This is a genomic window from Galbibacter marinus, from assembly GCF_000300875.1.
GTDB lineage: Bacteria > Bacteroidota > Bacteroidia > Flavobacteriales > Flavobacteriaceae > Galbibacter > Galbibacter marinus.
This window is the reverse complement of sequence record NZ_AMSG01000003.1, coordinates 239413-261650: the sequence shown is the minus strand read 5'-3', so window position 1 is coordinate 261650 and position 22238 is coordinate 239413. Positions and strand designations below refer to the sequence as shown.

21 protein-coding genes are annotated in these 22238 nt (G+C 36.9%); 10 read left to right on the top strand and 11 right to left on the bottom strand.

What is annotated here, in order from left to right:
- Positions 1 to 110 precede the first annotated feature (110 nt).
- The 6 genes from I215_RS04605 (at position 111) to I215_RS04580 (ending at position 5939) form a co-directional block, all read left to right on the top strand.
- A complete protein-coding gene (locus tag I215_RS04605; protein WP_008990794.1) occupies positions 111 to 929 on the top strand; it encodes an enoyl-ACP reductase FabI in 819 nt (272 codons plus the stop codon).
- Between the two features lie 88 nt (positions 930 to 1017).
- A complete protein-coding gene (locus I215_RS04600) occupies positions 1018 to 2019 on the top strand; it encodes a glycosyltransferase (protein WP_008990793.1) in 1002 nt (333 codons plus the stop codon).
- Positions 2019 to 2987 (top strand): CdaR family protein, encoded by a 969-nt coding sequence (locus I215_RS04595; protein WP_008990792.1) that lies wholly within the window; start codon positions 2019 to 2021, stop codon positions 2985 to 2987. Before I215_RS04600 ends, I215_RS04595 begins: the two co-directional genes overlap by 1 nt.
- A complete protein-coding gene (coaE, locus tag I215_RS04590) occupies positions 2984 to 3568 on the top strand; it encodes a dephospho-CoA kinase (RefSeq protein WP_008990791.1) in 585 nt (194 codons plus the stop codon). Before I215_RS04595 ends, coaE begins: the two co-directional genes overlap by 4 nt.
- 78 nt (positions 3569 to 3646) lie before the next feature.
- Positions 3647 to 5218 (top strand): sensor histidine kinase, encoded by a 1572-nt coding sequence (locus I215_RS04585; protein WP_040459821.1) that lies wholly within the window; start codon positions 3647 to 3649, stop codon positions 5216 to 5218.
- Positions 5219 to 5222: 4 nt separating this feature from the next.
- A complete protein-coding gene (locus tag I215_RS04580; RefSeq protein WP_008990789.1) occupies positions 5223 to 5939 on the top strand; it encodes a response regulator transcription factor in 717 nt (238 codons plus the stop codon).
- Between the two features lie 85 nt (positions 5940 to 6024).
- Here I215_RS04580 and I215_RS04575 read toward each other — a convergent pair whose 3' ends face one another.
- The 6 genes from I215_RS04575 to I215_RS04550 all read right to left on the bottom strand — a co-directional run bounded on the left by I215_RS04575 (position 6025) and on the right by I215_RS04550 (position 11420).
- Entirely contained in the window at positions 6025 to 7083 is a 1059-nt protein-coding gene (locus tag I215_RS04575) for an aminotransferase class I/II-fold pyridoxal phosphate-dependent enzyme (protein ID WP_008990788.1), read from the bottom strand.
- A 5-nt stretch (positions 7084 to 7088) separates the two neighbouring features.
- Positions 7089 to 8102: a dipeptide epimerase gene (locus tag I215_RS04570; protein ID WP_008990787.1), complete on the bottom strand. Its 1014-nt coding sequence runs from the start codon at positions 8100 to 8102 to the stop codon at positions 7089 to 7091.
- 111 nt (positions 8103 to 8213) lie between these two features.
- Positions 8214 to 8879, bottom strand: coding sequence for a head GIN domain-containing protein (locus I215_RS04565; RefSeq protein ID WP_008990786.1), 666 nt, complete (start codon positions 8877 to 8879; stop codon positions 8214 to 8216).
- Positions 8880 to 8908: 29 nt separating this feature from the next.
- Positions 8909 to 10570: a PspC domain-containing protein gene (locus I215_RS04560; RefSeq protein ID WP_008990785.1), complete on the bottom strand. Its 1662-nt coding sequence runs from the start codon at positions 10568 to 10570 to the stop codon at positions 8909 to 8911.
- Between the two features lie 10 nt (positions 10571 to 10580).
- Positions 10581 to 10904 carry a PadR family transcriptional regulator gene (locus I215_RS04555; protein ID WP_008990784.1) on the bottom strand — a complete coding sequence of 108 codons (324 nt, stop codon included), beginning with the start codon at positions 10902 to 10904 and terminating at the stop codon, positions 10581 to 10583.
- Positions 10905 to 10982: 78 nt separating this feature from the next.
- Complete coding sequence (locus I215_RS04550) at positions 10983 to 11420, bottom strand: DUF4870 domain-containing protein (RefSeq protein ID WP_237738924.1); 438 nt, start codon at positions 11418 to 11420, stop codon at positions 10983 to 10985.
- Between the two features lie 216 nt (positions 11421 to 11636).
- Here I215_RS04550 and I215_RS04545 point away from each other — a divergent pair, with 216 nt between their 5' ends.
- Positions 11637 to 12098 (top strand): DUF4442 domain-containing protein, encoded by a 462-nt coding sequence (locus I215_RS04545; RefSeq protein ID WP_008990782.1) that lies wholly within the window; start codon positions 11637 to 11639, stop codon positions 12096 to 12098.
- 66 nt (positions 12099 to 12164) lie between these two features.
- A complete protein-coding gene (locus I215_RS04540) occupies positions 12165 to 12965 on the top strand; it encodes a TIGR00266 family protein (protein ID WP_008990781.1) in 801 nt (266 codons plus the stop codon).
- Here I215_RS04540 and hutI read toward each other — a convergent pair.
- Positions 12962 to 14200, bottom strand: a complete 1239-nt coding sequence (hutI, locus tag I215_RS04535) for an imidazolonepropionase (protein WP_008990780.1) — start codon at positions 14198 to 14200, stop codon at positions 12962 to 12964. The two genes, I215_RS04540 and hutI, sit on opposite strands and share 4 nt — an antisense overlap.
- A gap of 369 nt (positions 14201 to 14569) precedes the next feature.
- On the opposite strand from hutI, the gene pta reads away from it, so the two are divergent.
- A complete protein-coding gene (gene pta, locus I215_RS04530) occupies positions 14570 to 16660 on the top strand; it encodes a phosphate acetyltransferase (protein WP_008990779.1) in 2091 nt (696 codons plus the stop codon).
- A 45-nt stretch (positions 16661 to 16705) separates the two neighbouring features.
- Positions 16706 to 17893 (top strand): acetate/propionate family kinase, encoded by a 1188-nt coding sequence (locus I215_RS04525; protein ID WP_008990778.1) that lies wholly within the window; start codon positions 16706 to 16708, stop codon positions 17891 to 17893.
- Here the strand turns inward: I215_RS04525 and I215_RS04520 are convergent.
- The 4 genes from I215_RS04520 to I215_RS04505 all read right to left on the bottom strand — a co-directional run bounded on the left by I215_RS04520 (position 17890) and on the right by I215_RS04505 (position 22211).
- Positions 17890 to 18312 carry a thiol-disulfide oxidoreductase DCC family protein gene (locus I215_RS04520; protein WP_008990777.1) on the bottom strand — a complete coding sequence of 141 codons (423 nt, stop codon included), beginning with the start codon at positions 18310 to 18312 and terminating at the stop codon, positions 17890 to 17892. The genes I215_RS04525 and I215_RS04520 overlap by 4 nt on opposite strands.
- Before the next feature lie 90 nt (positions 18313 to 18402).
- Complete coding sequence (locus I215_RS04515; RefSeq protein WP_008990776.1) at positions 18403 to 19095, bottom strand: RluA family pseudouridine synthase; 693 nt, start codon at positions 19093 to 19095, stop codon at positions 18403 to 18405.
- A gap of 17 nt (positions 19096 to 19112) precedes the next feature.
- Positions 19113 to 19931, bottom strand: coding sequence for a 3-methyl-2-oxobutanoate hydroxymethyltransferase (gene panB, locus I215_RS04510; protein WP_008990775.1), 819 nt, complete (start codon positions 19929 to 19931; stop codon positions 19113 to 19115).
- 96 nt (positions 19932 to 20027) lie between these two features.
- Positions 20028 to 22211, bottom strand: a complete 2184-nt coding sequence (locus I215_RS04505) for an endonuclease MutS2 (protein ID WP_008990774.1) — start codon at positions 22209 to 22211, stop codon at positions 20028 to 20030.
- Between the last annotated feature and the right edge of the window lie 27 nt (positions 22212 to 22238).

The window sequence follows — 22238 nt, the reverse complement described above, 5'->3', positions numbered from 1 at the left end:
CTTAATTCGCTGATCAAATGCTTAACTTCTGTATTAAAAAGATCCTGCTTTACAAATAAATTGAATATTTTTGAACTGTTTTTAAAACGAAAGAATTAATCTTGAAGTATATGTCACATAATTTATTAAAAGGAAAAAGAGGAATCATTTTTGGAGCACTGGATGAGAATTCCATTGCGTGGAAAACTGCAGTTAAGGCTCATGAAGAAGGTGCTGTTTTTGTATTGTCCAACGCGCCAATCGCCATGAGAATGGGGCAAATTAATGAACTTGCTGAGAAAACTGGCTCACAGATTATTCCAGCTGATGCCACTAATATTGAAGATCTTGAGAATTTAGTGGATCAGGCCGTTGAAATTCTTGGAGGTAAAATCGACTTTGTTTTGCATTCCATTGGAATGTCTATAAACGTTAGAAAAGGAAGACATTATACTGACCAGAACTACGATTTCACTCAAAAAGGCTGGGATGTTTCAGCTTTATCTTTTCATAAGGTTTGTCAAACTTTGTACAAAAAAGATGCTATGAATCAGTGGGGTAGTATTGTAGCGCTAACCTATATGGCTGCGCAACGTGTTTTTCCGGATTACAATGATATGGCAGATAATAAGGCTTATTTGGAATCTATTGCTAGAAGCTTTGGATATTATTTTGGAAAAGACAAGAATGTAAGGGTTAATACCATATCACAATCTCCAACTCCAACCACTGCTGGTAAAGGAGTGAAAGGTTTTGATGGCTTTATCGCTTATGCAGAAAAGATGTCTCCACTAGGGAATGCTTCTGCTCAGGATTGTGCAAACTATACTGTAAGCTTATTCTCTGATTTCACACGAAAAGTAACCATGCAAAATTTATATCACGATGGTGGATTTACCAGTACTGGCGTGAGTAATGATGTAATGGAGAAATTTATGAAGGAAGACTAAATCATAATAAAAATACGATTTGAGCTGTTTAAAGGTTTTATCAATAGATGATTTCTTTAAACAGCTTTTTTAATCTTATTATATCGGCATGAAACTTCAGTTTACATTTATAATTCCAGTATATAACAGGCCAGAAGAGGTAGAGGAGCTTCTCGCTAGTATGCTACTTCTTAATAAAGGTAGTGATTTCGAGGTTGTGCTTGTAGAGGACGGTTCCACAAAGCCTTGTAAGGAGGTTATTGAACGCTTTAATGATCGTTTGGATATTGCGTACTATTTTAAAGCTAATTCTGGCCCTGGAGATTCTCGCAATTATGGGATGCAGAAGGCCAAGGGCAATTACTTTATAATACTTGATTCTGACTGTATTTTACCTCGTGATTATCTAGTTAGCGTGACAAAGAGCCTATCACAGGAATATACAGATTGTTTTGGAGGGCCTGATGCCGCTCATGAATCCTTTTCAACTATTCAAAAAGCTATTAACTATAGCATGACTTCTTGGCTTACCACTGGTGGGATTCGAGGTAAAAGTGGAAGTGTGAACAAATTTCAGCCAAGAAGCTTTAATATGGGACTTTCTAAAAAGGCCTTTATAGCTACGGGCGGCTTTGGCAAAATTCATCCTGGAGAAGATCCTGATTTAACGCTCCGTTTATGGAATGCAGGGTTTGACACTAAACTGATTCCTGATGCTTTTGTATATCATAAAAGAAGAATTTCCTGGGAAAAGTTTTATATGCAAGTCAATAAGTTTGGGATGACCCGACCAATTTTAAACCTGTGGCACCCTGAGTCTCGTAAAATTACTTATTGGTTTCCTAGTTTGTTTGTTTTTGGCTTTCTGATCGCTGTTTTATTCTGGTTTGCTGGTTTTAAGTGGCTGCTTGGTGCGTATGGACTCTATGGACTGCTGATTTTTATTGATGCTTTGAGAAGTACTAAAAGTTTTCAAATAGCCGCTCTGTCTGTTTACGCAAGTGCTATTCAATTTCTAGGCTACGGTTTGGGCTTTGCCAAATCCACAATTTTAATTACCTTTTCAAAGAAAAAACCAGAAGTACTTTTTCCAAATCTCTTTTTTAAATAATGTTAAGAAAAGTCAGTACAAAAATCAAAAAACTGTTAAGTAGACCAAAGGCATCGATGTTTTTAATGTTTTTGGTGATCTCTTTTTTTATATGGTTTTTGATTACCCTATCGGATACTTATGTATCACAACTGAATTTTAAAGTCACCTATTCTGGTATACCTGAAGAAAAATTAGTGTTGGGTTCACCTACTAATTCTCTTGAAGCAACAGTTCAGGCTACTGGATTTAAGATATTGACTTACAGATTATTTAGACAAAGTGTCAATCTTCCATATACTGACTTTAGAAAACAAAAAGATAGCAATTATATGCTTGCTGTTGATTTAGAATCAGCCATTAATAGGCAACATAACTCTTTAGTGGTTAAACGCTTGGATCTTGATTCTTTAAAATTAACTCTTGGTGAGAATGTAAAAAAATATGTTCCGGTGGTTTCACGTCTATTGTTCTCCTTTGATGAAGATTTTAATTTAAGTGATTCCATTTCAATAGAGCCCGATAGTATTTGGATTCGCGGTCCAGAGGACATCGTGGCTAAGGTAGATCGGGTGCATACCGAAATAAAAAATTATAAAAATGTGCATAATTCAATAAGCAGTACTATTAAACTATCTACACCTGATTCTCTAAATAGTCTAGAGTATCAAACCAAACAAGTGGATATTAAGGTACCTGTAGAACGCTATTCAGAAAAGGTGTTAAAGCTCGAAGTGAAGGTAAGAAATCTGCCAGAAAACACAAGTATAAAGCTTTACCCAGCAATGGTTGAGATTGTTTGTAAAGCTCCTATTTCTCAACTTAAAAATATTAAAGCAGCTGATTTTGAGGTAGTTTGTGACTTTAATGATGCCAATAATCAGATTTCATACCTTATTCCTAAGATCGCTAAAAAGCCATCCTTAGTAAGTTCAGTAAAACTTTTAGATCAAAAGATTGAATTTTTAACTAAAACCACAGAACAATGATCGTAGGGCTGACAGGGGGTATTGGTAGTGGTAAATCTACTATCGCTTCTTTTTTTAAGCAATTGGGTGTGCCTGTCTATATAGCTGATGAAAGAGCAAAGCGGCTTATGGAAATTGATGAAACTATTAAAAGACGTATTGTGGAGGAATTTGGTGCTCAGGCCTATGAAAATTCTATACCAAATCGAGCATTAATTGCCCAGATCGTGTTTAATAATCCAAGTAAGCTTGCCGTATTAAATGGGATTATTCATCCAGCGGTAAGAGAAGATTTTGATTCTTGGTACCAGGTGCAAGATGCTCCATATGTGATAAAGGAAGTAGCTATACTATTCGAATCTGGTGGAGACATACTATGTGATGCCGTCATTAGTGTAACTGCGCCAGAGGAAGTTCGAATTCAGCGTGTGTTAAATAGAGATAACACCACTAGGAAAGCTGTAATGGATCGCATCAAAAATCAGTGGACTGATAAGCAGCGAGTAGAAAAATCTACCTATGTTATTGAAAATATTGACCTGGACTCAACACGAGAAAATGTTTATAAAATCCACGATCATATACTTAAAAAAACGATTTGAAACAAAAAATTTAACATTTTTGTTAAGGTTAGGTTAAAACCTTAACCTACCTTATTACAAAGCCTTAATTTTGACCAAATGAGTAGACGCTTATTAGTACTGCTGATTATCTTGATGAGCTTGTCCTTAATTGGAATTATTTTTGTTCAGGGATATTGGATTAAAACAGCAGTAGAGGATAAAGAGGAGCAATTTTCCAATACCATTTATCTGGTATTGCATACTGTGACTAATAAAATCGAGCAAAGAGAGATGAAGGATTACTTCAATAAATCTTTACGATTAAAGGACAGTATAGGAGAGTTGAAGGAATCGAATTTAAAAGAGATATTCTATGTTGAACGTGATGGAAATAACAATGAAACGTTCATTTATTCACATGGGATCCTAGAGGAAGATTATGGTATATCTTCGACGTTCTTTGATAACAATGCAGCTGATTCTTCTACGATAAAGAATTATACCAGTAGAAGAACCACACAAATTTTTAAAGAGGAGTACGGTATTGACGGAAAGATATATTCACCCGTAGAACGCATTGAAAAAATCGGTGGATTTTCTGCTATAGAAAAAGCCGCTTTTGAAGATGTGTTTAAAGAAGCAGCCAACAGGGTTCCAATTCATAAAAGGGTCAGCCCTCAGGAAATTGAGCTTTTGATGCAAAAAGAGCTTAGAGATAGAGGGATCGATTTGAATTTTGATTATGGGATTTACAGCAAAGGGTTAGCTACTAAGGTGCGTTCGAGTAACTCGTTGGATCTGATACAATCGCGCTATAGAGCACAGGTTTTTTCAGATAGTGATGGTAAGAGTAATTACAACCTTGTGGTAAGCTTTCCAGATAAGAAGAAGTTTTTAATTTCTTCGGTTATTGAAATGGCAATCTTATCCATGGTATTCACCTTTGTGATTTTAATTGCCTATGCAAGTGCGCTTTACCAATTAATCAAACAGAAGCAGATCTCGGAGATTAAGACTGATTTTATCAATAACATGACCCATGAGTTTAAAACTCCAATTGCCACAATAAATTTGGCGCTGGATGCTTTAAAAAACCCTAAAGCCTCACAAGATTCCGATATGGTCAAGCGTTATATGCAAATGATCCGAGATGAGAATAAGCGGATGCATGCGCAGGTGGAAAATGTGTTACGTATATCCAAATTGGAAAAAAATCAATTAGATATTAAAAAGGATCGGGTAGATATACATGAAGTTTTGGAAGAGGCTTTGGCGCATGTTGAATTGATGGTTGAAAATAGAGGTGGGTATATTAAATCACATCTCGATGCCAAAAGATCGGAGATATTGGGCAATGAATTTCACTTGACTAATATTTTTGTCAATATCTTGGATAATGCGAATAAGTATTCTCCGGAAGAGCCTAAAATTGAAGTGTTTACCGAGATTGTGAAAAATAGCATTGTTATTAGAATAACGGATAAAGGAGCAGGAATGAGTAAAGCGGTACTGAAGCGAATATTTGAAAAATTTTATCGTGAAACCACCGGAAACATACATAATATAAAAGGGCATGGTCTTGGTTTAGCCTACGTTAAAAGCATTGTAGAGGACCACCAAGGTGAAGTATATGCCGAGAGTGAAAAAGATAAAGGAAGTACCTTTTTTGTAAAGTTACCTTTAATATAAAAGCATGGAAACAGTAAATAAAAAAATTCTATTGGTAGAAGATGATCCTAATTTTGGAATTGTCCTTAAAGATTATTTGTCAATGAATGACTTTGATGTGACACTTGCCAAAAACGGGATGGAAGGTTTTGAAAAATTCAGAAAAGATAATTTTGATTTATGCATTCTGGATGTGATGATGCCTTATAAAGACGGGTTTACATTAGCGAAGGAAATAAGAGAGAAGGATGATAATGTTCCTATTATTTTCCTTACTGCAAAAACAATGAAAGAAGATGTACTCAAAGGATATAAAGTGGGTGCAGATGATTATCTAAATAAGCCTTTTGATTCAGAGGTGTTGTTGTTTAAAATTAAAGCCATTATTCAACGCAAGTCAACGGAATCATTGGCCGATAGCAAACAATTTGAATTTGAAATTGGAAATTTCCACTTGAATTCTAAACTTCGTTTCTTAACCTTTAAGGATGAAGAACCGATTAAGTTATCACCTAAGGAAAATGAACTCCTAAGGTTGTTGGCTTTACACGAGAATGATTTGATGCCTAGAGAATTAGCGCTCACCAAAATTTGGAGAGACGACAATTACTTTACCTCTAGAAGTATGGACGTGTATATTGCCAAACTTCGTAAATACCTTAAAAGGGATGAAGACGTAGAAATACTCAACATTCACGGTGAAGGATTTAGATTGGTTGTTAAAAGTCAAGCTGATAAGTAAATAAATATTTTGTACTATAAGTGTCGCTTTATTAGCGCACTTTGATGTTACATAATGATAAAATCTAAATAAAACTTAAACCTCCTTAACGGTTCGTTTCGGAGGTTTTTTTATAGTTATTTATGACATGTGCAAGGGTTTTTATATCCTCTGTTGTATGAAATGCACTGATCACAATTCTACTCATTATGGGTGAATCCTTTGTGGGGTAGTTAAAACTGGTGACTATAATCTTATGGTCATATAAGTAATTGGTTAGTTTTTCGTTGGAAAAAGAGAAGGAAGGGTGATCGCCGAAATGTTTAAATAATCCTGTTGAGTGTACTAAACTACTGAATAAGGAGTGATTGTTATGAAGCTTTTTTCTTTGCTCTTCCACAATTTGTTGTGTTTGCATTAGAGTTGCCATAGTAGCTGGACTTGCGGGTGAACTCCCGCCAAAGATAGGGAATTGACCAAGCACTTCAATTCTTTCTCTAGTACCGAACACACCTCCAAACTGTAAACCAAAGCCCTTACCCAAAGAACCGCTTATGATTAGTTCCTTCATTTTAAGTGACTTTAGATGTTGAAATACTCCTGCTCCTTTAGGTCCGATAACTCCCAAGCCATGTGAATCATCCACAACCACAATAGCATTTTTTAGATTTAGTGATTTAAGGCCCTTAAAATCGGGGTAGTTTGCTCCCATAAAATCAATGGAATCGAGATAAATCACCACAGGTTGATCTTTAGGATTTTGATTCATCAGATCTTTTAACTCTTCATAGCTCTTTAATTTTAGTTGACCCGCTGCCCAGAGAGCATCATGGCTATATGGAGTCCTGTAGTTTATAGCTTCGGAATTTGAAAAATATTGACTAACCAGCTGTGAGGCCATATATCCAGATGATAGGGTAATACAAGCCTGACTACCAATATAACGAGCGAGGTGCTGTTCTGCCTTGTCATAGATTGAGAAACGAACATTAGAAACCCTAGAGGCGCCGTAATGGGTTCCGTAATGCGTTATATTGTTTGTATAATGCTCAATGAAGTCTTTGTTTTTTTGTAAGCCTAAATAGGCTGTACCACCAAAATAGAGATAGTCACCGTTGTCTGTGGTTACTATTCGATCTGGAAAATTGTCAATATATTCAGCCATCCCACTTAATTTAGCAAACGTATTCCTGATCCCCCTATGGAAGGAAACTTCAGTTTACCACCTTCTTGGATTTGAATCCCAGTTGCAATATCATTTTTTAAAAGCATCGCACCATCCATATCAACATAATCGAGCTGGGGTGTAAGTTGAGCAATTGCAGAAATTCCCACGCTGGATTCTGTCATACAACCAACCATAACTTTCATGTCTAATGACTTTGCCTTCTTTATCATCCGAAGTGCAGGGGTGAGACCACCACATTTTGTGAGTTTAATATTAATACCGTCAAATAGCCCTGAACACTTTGCAACATCTTCTTCCACAATACAGCTTTCATCTGCGATAATCGGTAGTACACACTTTCCTCTAAGTGCTTTGTAGCCTTCGATATTATCCGCATGTAAGGGTTGTTCAAGAAACTCAACCTGCAAAGCTTTAAGTTGTGGTGCTAATTCAAGAGTTTGATCAACCGACCAGGCATTGTTAGCATCAATTCTAAAAATTGCCTCTGTATGCTTTCTTAGGGCTTCAATGATCTGAAGATCGTATTCTGTTCCTAATTTAATTTTATATAGTGGCCATGGTTTTTCAAGCATTTTTTCAACCATTTTATCAATGGTATCTATACCGATGGTGTAATTTGTAATAGGATAGTGATTATTAGTGGTCCCCCATAGCTCGTAGAGTGGTTTTCTTTTTAGTTTTCCATAAAGATCGTGGGCAGCTAAGTCTAATGCACATATGGCAAAATGGCTTAGTTTTCTATGTGTTAAATAGTGGTGAAATTCCGCTGGTTCTATAGTAGTCATGGCTTTGATGTAAGATTCGATTTCTAAAATCTCGTCCATCATAGATTCCACCGTTACATCATAATATGGATTGGAAGTAGCTTCCCCATATCCAGTTTCACCATTTAAGCTCAGACACACCACTAAGGAATCCTGTGTATCACGAGATTCCCTTGAAATTTTAAAGGTGTGTCCAAGTTCAAGTATGTATTTTTTTAATTCGAGTTCCATTTGCTAATTCTGCTTTGGAACGAATTTACATATTAGCCGACAAAAACAGTGGGACTTGCATGAAAAATTAATGCAAAAACTACAATTGATTTGTGTACTTAAAATTAATGGTTATTCCTTAGTTGTTACATGACCGCCTGAGCTTTCTTCTATGGAGATATGATTTGTTTTTACTACTTGAATATTGGCCCCAGATGAGGCCTTTGCCTGAGTATTTTTAGCTATGAGATCATTAGCGTTAATATGAGCACCTGAAGAGGCTTTGACCTTTAAATAATTAGTGTTCCCTTCAACCCTTAAATTAGCTCCGCTACTGGCATTTAATTGTAAGGATTTAGCATCTACTATAAGTGATGTATTACTTCCGCTACTACTCGTGATTTCTAAGTCATCCACAATTAAAGCTCCTTCACTCCTAAGGGCGACACCAGCTCTAGCCTGTATACTTGATATGTTTTTCACCCCTACAAGGATTTTTTTAGATTTAGATCGGCCTATGTTTTGTTTTGTGGTGATGTGTAAAGTATTATTTTTTACTTCTGTAGTGATGATCTCCAATAAGTTTTTATCGGCAACAACCATTACTTTCTCATTCTGATCCATGGTGAGCTCTACCTCGAGGCCAGTAGATGCTTCAATAGCATTAAAAGGTTGTGTAACGACTCTTTCTTGGGTGACAACATTGCCATCTCCGTTGATTACTGCGAAATTAAATTCGCAAGAACAAAGAAATAAAGAAATGACAATACTTACGATTACTTTGATTAAGGTGTTCATTGTTGGTTGGTTTTTGATTGATTTTATAATTAGATACTATCTTTAAGATTTTCCATTTGGATATTTCTTACAGCTGTGGTGTCTACCTGCTGAGATCTTGTTTGTGTAGGGGTGGAGCTATTCGCACAATCCACACAAATTAATGTTCCATGAGTATCGATTCTCCAGAATTGGCTGGCTACTTTGTTAAACCCATAGTCCATATTGTTATAAGTCCTAATATGGTGCTTAGTCGAACGGTCAAACTTAAGGGTCATTGACCCTGGGATGTAAATCGTAACGTCCACTTCTTGATCCCTATAACCGTTGTCTACAGAGGTCCTGAGGTAGTCATCCAATGTCAGTACCCCAGAACTTAACGTGTAGTCATATATGATAGCCTCAGCTCTTTGGCGCGCCTCTCCTTGACTAGCACCTTGGGATTCTTTTTTAATTTCAATTTTTAATTCATCATTTTCCGAAGGCCTGATGCGAAACTCCACTTCATCACTGTAGATAGACTTCCCTTCATTACCTCTATCGATATCACTAATTATAAAGCCATCGGAGTCAAATACCCTTTGATTTAATACATCTGTAGAAGCCATCTTTATAACCAATGTGTCCGTTGTGTTTATTACTGGATGAACTACTTCTGTGGAAGATCCATGAAAGGCATAGCTACTAGCTGCTTTTATCCCGATAATACTAATACCAATGACAGATAATATCCAAAGTCCTATTAGAGCGAATTTTGCGAAATTCCCGATTGATTTTAAATTGCTGAAAATAATTTTTAGACCTAAGTAAAAAAGAAAAAACAACGGAATTCCAACAGCTAAAAAGCTCAATAGGGAAATCATCCAAATTGGGGCGTTAACCGTTGCATGCAAATAATCATTCCAGGGAGCACCCCAAATCTCCATAGTTCCTGCTGTAAAAAGGCCATAGAATATGAAAATTAAGGAGATTGCAGCTGTGATCAATATGATTATCCCTATCAGTTTTGCAAATATTCTAAAGAGGCTTAGCACCACTGCTAAGGCAGAGTCAAAAATATTTTTTGAATTTTTTTTTACAGAAGCACCCATCTTATCGTAATCTACATTTTTAACCTTCTCTGTGACGTCTTCAAATCCTTCTCGAATTTTCTTTTCAATATTACTGATATTGATAGGATCACCGGCCATAGAAATTTTCTGGGCTGTGGTGGCAGCCTCGGGAACTAGAATCCAAAGACTCAGGTATATAATACTACCAGTACCTAGACTTAATATACTAATAATTATAAATAATAAACGAACCCATAATACATCTAATCCAAGGTAATGACTCAAACCAGCACACACTCCGCCGATGTACTTGCGATCAATATCACGGTATAATGTTTTGTGAGTCTTTGTCGTATGACTATAGCTACTTCGTGGATTATCTTCAAAAAGTTCCTCGTCGACCAGATAATCTTCTGGTTGGCCCATAATACTGATGATTTCTTCCACTTCTTTTGTGGTTATCACCTGTCGATCATGCTCTAATCGCTCAGTAAATAGTTCAGCAATCCGAGCTTCGATATCAGAGATGATCTCATCTTTGCCTTGGGATTTTGTAAAGGATCGTTTAATCGCCTCTAAATAGCGTTGTAGCTTCAAATAAGCATCCTCATCGATGTGAAAGAATGTATTTGCTAAATTTATATTGATTGTCTTATTCATCGTTCGTGTTTTATTTTGTTACCAGGTTAACTGCATTTCTTAATTCCTCCCAAGTACTATTTAGTTCTTTTAGAAACAGCTTTCCATTTTCAGTAAGGGTATAGTATTTACGAGGTGGGCCAGAGGTAGATTCCTCCCATCGATAATTCAATAAGCCTGCATTCTTCAACCTTGTGAGTAAAGGATAAATCGTTCCTTCTACTACAAGCATTTTTGCGTCTTTTAAAGTTTCAAGAATCTCCGATGCATACTTATCTTGATCATGTATGATAGATAAGATACAGAATTCTAGAACCCCTTTGCGCATTTGCGCTTTTGTGTTTTCTATATTCATGGTTACATAATTCTTTTATTTAACTGTTCGTTTTTTGATTGTTGATTTTTGATGAATTTAATGATATCCTTCTATTAATTATTTTAAAAATGAAATACTAAGTGGGTATTTATACTCAATGCCCTCATTTGATCTTAGCGTTGCAAGAATGGTACATAAAATATCTACAAGAGCGAGTACAACTCCTAACACAACAATAATTCCTAATATGGCAATATTAATTCCCAGGCTTGGTATACTACTTAAGTTTAAATCTAAATTGTGACCGTTGTATTGCCAAAAGTTTGTTAGCTCAGCAAATTCCCATCCAGCCATTAACACCACTGGGATGATAATTATTCCCAGAATAAACCCATACAGAAGTAAGCTTATCTGAAAATTAAGTGCTTGTTTTCCATTATTGTCTACAAAAGGATGTTTTTCCTTGTTTAAAAACCATAGCAACATTGGAAAAATAAAATTTCCAAAAGGGAAAATATATTTGGTAAACGTAGACAGATGTATGAAAGCTGCCATATTACGATGGTGTTTGCTAATTGTGTTCTCCATATTGTTTGATTGATGATTTTTTACTTGAAATATCCAATACATGCTAATATCCTATGCAAATATATGTACTTAAAAAGGTAGTGTGCAAAACATAGTACTATAATTAACAAAAAATTAACACTACATGCAAGCCTTAAAATTGTCGAATATTCAATATATTACAGGCTATAATCATCAATTTATATGAAACTAACAGCTTCAAAACTTAATAACTTTGCAATGATCAAGTTGCCTTCTGCATGGATGTGTGGGGTACGGGTTAACCAGATTAATGATGTAAAATGCACAACAACAGTTCGACATCGATGGATGAATCAGAATCCATTTAATTCTATGTTTTGGGCTGTACAAGGTATGGCAGCAGAGTTGTCCACAGGGGCCTTAGTAATCGGTAAAATAAAGGAAAGTAATCATCGGATTTCTATGTTAGTTGCCCAAAACAAAGCGGTTTTTACAAAAAAAGCCAAAGGTAAAATTACCTTTGAATGTGAGCAAGGTGTTGTAGTTGATAATGCTATAGTTAAGGCTATATCCAGTGGGGAAGGACAGACCTTTTGGATGCAATCCACAGGTAAGGATAGTCAAGGTGATGTGGTGAGTGTCTTTGACTTTGAATGGACCATCAAATTAAAGTCATCTTTGTGAGGGGTATTGTAACAAATCAATTATTTATTCTACTAATAAGAGTGAAACAACCAAATGAAATAAATTATGACAGCACACGAAATTGATTACCAAATTTACGGAGAAGAAATGCAATTTGTGGAAATAGAATTAGATCCACAGGAAGCAGTAGTTGCAGAAGCAGGGAGTTTTATGATGATGGAAGATGGATTGAATATGGATACAATTTTTGGAGATGGATCTAACCAAGACCGTGGAGTTTTAGGGAAGCTGTTCTCCGCTGGGAAGCGTATGCTAACCGGGGAGAGTCTGTTTATGACTGCTTACCTAAATACAACAGGGCTAAAGAAAAAGGTGAGTTTTGCTGCACCGTACCCAGGAAAGATAGTTCCTATTGATCTAAGAAAGTACCAAGGTAAGTTTATCTGTCAGAAAGACGCCTTCCTATGTGCGGCTAAAGGGGTCTCAGTTGGTATTGAATTTTCCAAACGTTTAGGTCGTGGCTTTTTCGGGGGAGAAGGCTTTATAATGCAAAAACTGCAAGGAGACGGTATGGCTTTTGTTCACGCTGGAGGAACCTTGGCTAGAAAAGAATTGGCCGAAGGTGAATTGCTAAAGGTCGATACAGGATGTATTGTGGGTTTTACAAAAGACATAGATTATGATATTCAATTTGTTGGAGGTATTAAAAATACAGTTTTTGGTGGAGAAGGATTATTCTATGCGACACTAAGAGGTCCTGGGGTGGTGTATATTCAGTCTTTACCATTTAGTCGTCTTGCAAGTCGTGTATTTGCGGCCATTCCACAACAAGGCGGTAAGAGTAAAGGCGAAGGGAGTGTACTAGGGGGATTAGGAAACCTTCTCGATGGTGATAATCGTTTTTAATCTAAAGCCATCCCATTGATATACACTGAGTCAATGTTGTTATTGCCAAAATCGTACATTAAATATCCATAAGAGGGCACGTCCTTTGTAATAATAAAGTTGGCCACCTTACCAGGAGTTATACTTCCATGAGTGGATGCTATTCCCATGGCATGTGCTGCATTTATTGTGGCAGCATTTATGGCCTCTTCTGGATTTAATTTCATTTTAATACATGCGGTTGATACCACTTGATTCATGTTTCCACTTGGAGAGGAGCCTGGGTTGTAATCACTGGCAAGGGCAAAGGGTATCCCTGCTTCTATAAGTTTCTTTGCAGGACTATATGGAATTCCGAGGAAAAAGGAACATAGGGGAAGTGCGACGGCTATGGTGTTTGCGTTTTGCATCGCAGTTATATCTTGCTCTTCGATGACCTCAAGGTGATCAACAGTTAAGGCATTGTATTTTATAGCAGCCTTAATACCACCTATTGCATTAAATTGATTCACATGAACTTTGGGTATAAGTCCTTTTTCTGTAGCGGCTTCAAGGATTCTTTCCATATCAGATACTGAAAAATATCCTTTTTCACAGAAAACATCAATATACTCTGCAAGTCCTTGTGATACCACCTCTGGTAATATGGTGGCGATAATGTAGTCTATATAGGCTTGTCGATTTTCTTTGAATGATAAAGGTACGGCATGAGCACCTAAAAAGGTGCTTTTTATGGTAATGCCGCTATATTCTTTTAAGCGTTTTATTACCCGGAGCATTTTAAGTTCGCCCTCTAAGGAAAGCCCATATCCGCTTTTAATTTCAAGCGCTCCTGTTCCTAGTCGCCCTACAGACTCTAATCGTTTTACGGATTGTTCAAATAATTCATTCTCACTGGTATTCTCGAGGGTTTTGGCTGAATTTAGGATTCCACCACCTTTGGCAGCAATTTCTTCATAACTCAACCCATTGATTCTATCTATGAATTCTTGTTCCCGATTTCCAGCATATACCAAATGTGTATGGCTATCACACCAGGTAGGAAGTACCATTTTGCCGCTGAGATCTACCTGTTTATCCACCTCAATGGTAGGGAGATTATTCATGCTTCCGTACTGAGATATTTTTTGATCTTCTATAAGAAGGTACGCATTTTTAATGGTCGGTAGCACTTTCATAGCCTCGGCTTTAAGCGCTGTTGTTGGGTTGTCTCTAGTTTGTAGAAGCTCTTTTATATTGGTAAATAGTATTTTCATTCTTGACATCTGGTTTTAGTGGTCCTTAATTAAGAGGCGGGTATATTATACAAAAGGTTTGTCCTTATTGGATTAGACAGATTTTTGAACCTAGCTTATTCCCTAATCTTAGTCTGTATTGGCAAATTAACAAATTATTATACAAATAAAACATCACGCTACTTGCTAGGCGATGTAAGAAATGGATTTTATAACTTTTTTAAAAGGAGGTTTTTTAAAATATAATTGGATGTTAGTGGACTTGAATTTTGTTAAAATAAATCCAAGATAAAGACCATAAACATTTAGGAAAGCATGGTAATATCTAGTATTTTTGATAGCAATTAGAGGCGTTAGGCGAATGGCTCTAAAAACTTGACTTTAATTAGGATGAATAAAGGAATTTATATTGCTACACTAGAATCAGATAGTGGTAAATCATTAATTACTTTAGGTTTAATGCGAACCTTTTTAGGGAAAACTGCTAAGGTGGGTTACTTTCGACCCATTATTAATGATACAAAAAGGGAGAAAGATAATCATATAGAAACTGTCCTTTCTTATTTTGATGTAGAGATGACCTACCAAGACGCCTATGCGTTTACCTCGCATCAAGTAATTGAAATGCAAAACAACAACAAAGTTGGCCAGGTCTTTGATTTAATTATTCAAAAATACAAGTCCTTAGAGAAACGTTTTGATTTCGTACTGGTTGAAGGATCGGATTTTGCGGGAGAGAGTAGTGTTTTTGAGTTCGATCTCAATGTGATGATTGCCAAAAATCTAGGACTTCCAACAATATTAGTTTCAACTGGTGTTGGGAAGACTAAGGAAGATTTGGCGTTGAGTCTGCGCATGGCCTACAACACATATCTCAACAAAGATGTCAATGTAATGGCTGTTGTTGCCAATAAAATCAACGCACAAAACCTAGAGATTGCTGAGAATGTCTTACGGGATTTTCTTCCAGAAGAAGTTGATGTATTTGCAATTCCAAGAATAGAGTCCTTGGCCAATCCAACTATGAAAGAAATTGTAGCCTTTTTAGACGGTAAGGTGTTATTTGGAGAAGATTTCTTGGACAATCAAACGGCAAGTTTTGGAGTTGGAGCGATGCAGCTCAGAAATTATATCACCAAACTAAAAGAAAACAGTTTGGTAATTACTCCAGGGGATCGTGGTGATATTATATTAGGGGCACTTGTGGCTAATACCTCAAGCAACTATCCTCGTATCTCAGGGATTATACTCACAGGTGGTCTGATCCCAGAGGTTTCGATACTAAAGCTCATCGAGGGACTCAGCCAAGTTGTTCCAATAGTCTCCGTGCAGGGAGGTACCTTTAATGTGGCTAATAAAGTGGGAAGTATTAAAGCCAATATATATGCAGAGAGTATTTCAAAAATTAAAACTTCCATAAGTACCTTCCAGAATCATGTTAAGTTTGATTCCCTAGCGGAGCGTCTTATTAGTTTCAAACCCAAAGGGATTACTCCTAGAATGTTTCAATACGATCTGATTAGTCGTGCCAAACAACATAAGAAAAGAATCGTCCTACCAGAAGGTACGGATGATAGGGTTCTTCAAGCCACAGCACATCTTAGAGCCATAGATATTGTAGATATAACACTTTTAGGTGATCGGACTAAGATTATTGAAAAGATCAATAATTTGGGCTTACAAATTGATTTGGATAGCATAGAGATAATCGATCCAACCAATTCAGAAAAGTTCATGGATTATGTAGAAACATTTTATGAACTACGTAAACACAAAAGTGTCAATATGGACATTGCAAAGGATTGGATGAGCGATGTATCCTATTATGGTACAATGATGATTTATAAAGGAGATGCAGATGGAATGGTCTCTGGTGCTGCTCATACTACGCAACATACTATTCGACCAGCATTACAATTTATTAAAACTAAACCAGGAGTCTCGGTGGTTTCTTCAATATTCTTTATGTGTTTGGAGGATCGCGTATCCGTCTTTGGAGATTGTGCTATTAATCCAAATCCAAATGCGGAAGAACTGGCGGAGATTGCGATATCATCAGCAGATAGTAGCCAAGCCTTTGGAATCGAGCCTAAGGTGGCCATGTTGTCTTATTCTTCAGGGAGTTCCGGTAAAGGTGAGGATGTGGATGTAGTACGAGAAGCTACCGAAATTGTGAAGTCTAAGCGACCTGATTTAAAAGTAGAAGGGCCGATTCAGTACGATGCTGCGGTTGATAGTAGTGTGGCACAGAGTAAACTTCCAAATTCAGAAGTTGCTGGTCAGGCAAGTGTATTGATATTCCCTGATTTAAACACAGGAAATAACACCTATAAAGCTGTACAAAGAGAAACAGGAGCCTTAGCCATTGGACCTATGCTTCAAGGGCTAAACAAACCTGTTAATGATCTCAGTAGAGGCTGTACAGTAGATGATATCTTTAATACAGTTATTATTACCGCAATTCAAGCCCAAGGATTATAAAGGGATCCAAAATCATAAATTAGAAGTAAAAAGTTTTAGATAGTTATGAAAAAAATATTAGTCATCAATGCAGGTAGTTCTTCTATTAAATTTCAATTAATGCGCATGCCAGGAGAAATTGTAATCGCCTCCGGTCTGGTTGAAAGTATTGGTCTTTCAAACGCTGCCATTCACTATAAGTCTAAGAAGATGAATATTTCTGAAACTGTTGAAATTGAAAACCATCAAGTTGGTTTGGAGCGTATTGCCGCCCTGTTGATGGATAGTGAGAGAGGAGCGATTAAAAGTGTCGATGAGATTGATGTTGTTGGCCATAGGGTCGTTCATGGCGGTAAAGATTTTTCGAGTACGGTATTTATTGATGACAAGGTTAAAGCTACTATAAAACGTTTATTTAGCCTTGCTCCACTTCATAATCCACATAATTATACTGGAATTGAAGTAGCGGAAAAGGTTTTTCCAAATGCTAAGAAAGTAGCTGTTTTTGATACGGCATTTCATCAAACTATTCCAGAGCGTGCCTATAAATATGCCATCCCGGATTCCTTTTTGAAGGAAAATTACATACGACTGTATGGTTTTCATGGAACCAGTCATAAGTATGTAAGTACAAAGGCTAAAGATTTTATCAGTAAGAAGAAATCGAAACTTATTTCCATTCACTTAGGAAATGGTTGTAGCATTACGGCTGTCCAAAATGGGAAAAGTGTTGATCACTCAATGGGCTTTGGTCCAGTAAATGGCCTTATTATGGGTACTAGAAGCGGGGATATTGATCAGTCAGTGATCTTCTATATGGTTAATACACTAGGATACACCTTAGATGAGGTCTCTGAGATACTTCATAAAAAGAGTGGTATGATTGGTATGACTGGGTTTAGTGATTTGAGGGAAATTGAAGATAGAGCAGAGAAGGGGGATCGAAGATGTCAACTGGCATTAGAGATGAATGCATACCGCATAAAAAAATATATAGGTTCATATGCTGCAGCGATGAATGGGGTTGATGTTATTGTTTTTACCGCTGGTATTGGGGAAAATAGCAGTGTCCTTCGGCGTATGATTTGCGATGACATGGATTATTTAGGGATTGAACTCGAAGATTACAAAAACAACGTACGATCAACCGAAAATAGAATTATAAGCAAGGAGTCTTCCAAGGTTTTAGTCCTTGTGGTTCCCACAAATGAAGAACTAGAAATCGCTAAGGATTGCTATGAGATGATCAGTTAATCGGCGTCAAGAAATTTTGATTTAAGGGCAGGTGTTGGAATCATACAACTGTCCTTTTTCCCAAACCATTTATATCGGTTTTTTGCGATTATTTCATATAAGGAATCCCGTATGCCTTCGGGCAAGATATAAGAAAACACCTGTAATGCAGGCCATAATCCACCAAGTTCCTTGGCTATTTCAATAGCTGCACTGGATTTGACATAATATGCTACTTGAGGCTCAATGACAACAATGGAATTATTGCTCGTTGTGTCAATATGACGTTCTTCCATAAGTTGTTTACCGATCTCACTTTGTAAGGAAGCAAAACGAAATTTATCCTTTCGGTCGCGTTTGATTATAAAAGTCACAGTCCCAGTGCAAAGGTTACAAACACCATCAAAGAGCACTATTTTTTTATCATTTAAATCTTCCATTTTTAATTCTTTTTTAGGTCGTATTGAGCTAAATTATCGTCTTGTAATTCTCTTGAATGTTCTATTATAAGGCTAAGAAAATGATTCTTTTTATTTGCAAGCATTCCACAAGGGGTCATCTGGTAGTGGTGCAGTAAAGGTAAGTTCTTGCTTTTTCACTGGATGAACTAATGTTAGCTTATGGGCATGCAAGTGGATACTCCCGTCTTTGTTACTACGACCAAATCCATATTTTAGGTCTCCCTTGATCGGACAACCAATGGCTGATAACTGCGAGCGTATTTGATGATGCCGACCGGTTTCTAAATCAACTTTTAATAGGTAGTAATTATTCAAGACCTTTTGAAGCTCATAGTGTAAAATGGCTTTTTTACTCTCTGCCACCTCTTTTTCATGAGCATAGGATTTGTTTTGTTTTGGATTTCGTTTCATCCAATGCACCAAAGTAGCCTTATCTTTAGGTGGCTTTCCCTTTGTAATAGCCAAATAGGTTTTGTTGGCTTTTTTATCTTTAAAAAGCTTGTTTAACCTAGGTAAAGCTTTTGATGTTTTTGCAAACAACACAATACCAGTTGTAGGTCTATCAAGACGATGCACCACACCGAGATAGACATTTCCTGGTTTTTGATACTTTTCTTTAATATACGCTTTAACAATGTCGGCTAAAGGAGTGTCCCCAGTTTTGTCTCCTTGCACGAGATCTCCAGCACGTTTATTGATGACAATAATATGATTGTCCTCGTAAATAATTTGAAGATTATCCTTTGTTGAAAAATGCTTCATCACAGTGGATTAAATCACTAATATTGCTCTTGATCACTAGGGAAATCTCTTGACTTCACATCAGAAACATAGCTTGAAATGGCCTGAGTCATCTCTTGGTACAAGTTCATGTAACGACGTAAGAAGCGAGGATTAAATTCATGGGTCATTCCCAAAAGATCATGTAGAACTAAAACTTGTCCATCGACACCATTTCCTGCTCCAATCCCAATCACAGGTATTGACACCGACTGGGCTACTTCCTTAGCTAGTTTAGCGGGTATTTTTTCCAGTACAATAGCAAAACAACCTGCTCTTTCCAAGAATTGAGCGTCTTCTTTTAGTTTATTGGCCTCTTCTTCTTCTTTAGCTCTAACAGTATAAGTTCCAAATTTGTAAATGGACTGAGGAGTGAGACCTAGGTGGCCCATTACTGGAATACCAGCATTTAAAATTTTCTTTATAGATTCTTTAATTTCTTTTCCTCCTTCTAGTTTAATAGCATGTGCGCCACTTTCTTTCATAATTCTAATGGCCGAGCGCAATGCTTCTTTAGGATCAGACTGGTAACTCCCAAAGGGGAGGTCTACCACCACTAACGCTCTTTGAACGCCTCTAATAACAGAGCTGGCATGGTAAATCATTTGGTCAAGAGTGATCGGTAGCGTGGTTTCATGACCTGCCATGACATTACTAGCAGAATCACCAACTAAAATACAATCTACATCGGCTCCATCTACGATTCTTGCCATGGAATAATCGTATGCGGTTAGCATGGAGATCTTTTCTCCAAGCTGTTTCATTTCAATTAATGATTTTACCGTTACTCTTTTATATTCTTTTTTTGCTACTGACATCGTCGTTTAATTTTTAGGTAAAATTACAGTTAAAAATAGATATTCCCACTCGTATTGCGAAGGAATTTGTTCTAGTTGTACTTAATGGATGGTGGATTATTTTTTCTTTTTGGCCTCCACGAGCTCCAATTGATCTAAGCTGACCTTTGTTGTGAAAATGCCGTAGTTAACCGTTGCTTTATTTTTCTCTATTTGATCGATGCTACCAACTGATTTACTGTCTAATAGGCGGACTCTGTCTCCAACCTTTAAGTTAGGTGTTGGTTTCGGGTTAGTTATTGCCTTGGCAGTTTTTTCTGCTTTTTCCTTTTTCTTCCGTTCTCTAATTTTATCTACTTGCTTTTGCACCTCAGATTCCACCACTTTCTTTTGAGCGCGCTGTTTCTTTTTCGTGGCAGCGGATTCTTGTTTTCGCTTCGAGTTTTCTGTTTCAACTATACGGAGAAACTCTGAAATTAAAGGTCTTTTTTTCTTGTTAATGAAGTAATCCTCGGCAATGGTGTTAATCTTGTTACCAAGGTAAATCATACGTTGGTTGTGATCGTAAAGTTGTTGATATTGCTCCAGCTTGTCTTTTATTCGCGCATTGAGTTCTTCTAGCCTTTTAGCCTCTTGCTTTGCTTTGGATTGTTGATCGACAAGGTCAGTGGAGGTTTTCTCCATTTTGCTGCGCTGCTTTTGCAGTTTAGCAATAGTGGCATCAAATCTAACTTTACCGCGCTCAATTTTCTTTTTTGCCCGATTGATTAAACTGTAGGGAATACCATTTTTCTGAGCAACCTCGAAGGTAAACGAACTTCCAGCCTCTCCTAAGACTAATTGAAATACAGGTTCTAGCGTTTTATTGTCAAATCGCATATTGGCGTTGGTGGCGTAGGGAAGTTCGTTGGCTAATATTTTTAAATTGGAATAATGAGTAGTTATAATACCAAAAGCTTCTTTTTCATAGAAGACTTCCAAAAATGTTTCTGCTAATGCTCCTCCAAGTTCAGGATCACTTCCAGTTCCGAACTCATCAATTAAAAACAGGGTCTTATGATTGCACTTACGAAGGAAAAAATTCATATTCTTTAACCTGTAACTATAGGTGCTTAAATGATTTTCTATGGATTGGTTATCACCAATATCTGTCAAAATGCGATCGAAAAGACACATGGAAGATCTTGGATGCACAGGAACCAACAGTCCACTTTGAAGCATTAATTGTAACAGACCAACGGTTTTAAGGGTGATACTTTTCCCCCCAGCATTGGGTCCCGAAATCACAATAATGCGATTCTCTTGATGCAACTCAATGGTTTGAGGGTAAGTAGTTTTTAAGGCGGCTTTATTGGAACTATAGAGCAGGGGATGATAGGCATCAATAAGATTAAATCGACGCTCTGTGGTAATCTCCGGTAACACCGCGTTTAACTCACGGGCATATCTGGCCTTGGCCGCCACAGTATCAATGCGAATTAAAAACTCCTGATAAGCGGTAAGTAATTCTTTGTAGGGGCGTAAAAAATTAGTAAGCTCCCTTAAAATTTTTTGAATTTCTTCTTGTTCATCGTATTCTAAATTGGTCAAGGTATGGCTATACTGCCGTGTTGCTTCAGGTTCTATATATACAATACTTCCAGTTTTAGAATTACCTAAAATAGCTCCTTTGACACGTTTGCGATACATCGCAGTAACTGCAAGGACCCGTCTGTTGTCAATAACAGATTCTCGTATATCATCCAAATACCCCGCAGAAGCGTATGTGCTTAATGCACCACCGAAACTCTGATTGATTTTTGTGCGTACTTGAGCGATGTCTCGTCTGATTTTTTGCAAATTAGATGATGCGGTATCTTTAATTTCACCGAAACGATCAATAATCTGATGGACTTCATTTTGTATGACTTTGGTAAATTCTATATGACTAACACTATTGTGTAGCTCCGGATAATACTCTGCAAATTTTTTATAGCATACAATATGGCTATTGACCGTTTCTGATATTAAGGCAATATTGCGAAATCCCTGAATTTCAATCAAGCTATTTTCAACCTTCAGAAGTTTAATCTCTGGGGTAATAGACTCAAAAAAGTGATTTGGGATGGTATTGTCATTTTCAAAAGAAGCGAGATACTCATTGGTTTGCTTTAGTGCGCTTTCTAGTTCTTCTTTACTAGTAAAAGGGATGATTTCTGTTGCAGCTTCTTTTCCCAATGCGGTTATGCATAGAGAAGAAACCTGTTCTAGGACTGTAGAAAACTCGAGATCTTGTAAGGTTTTAGAATAAATTTTGTGCATAAAACGTGGGCCAATAGCTAATTTAGC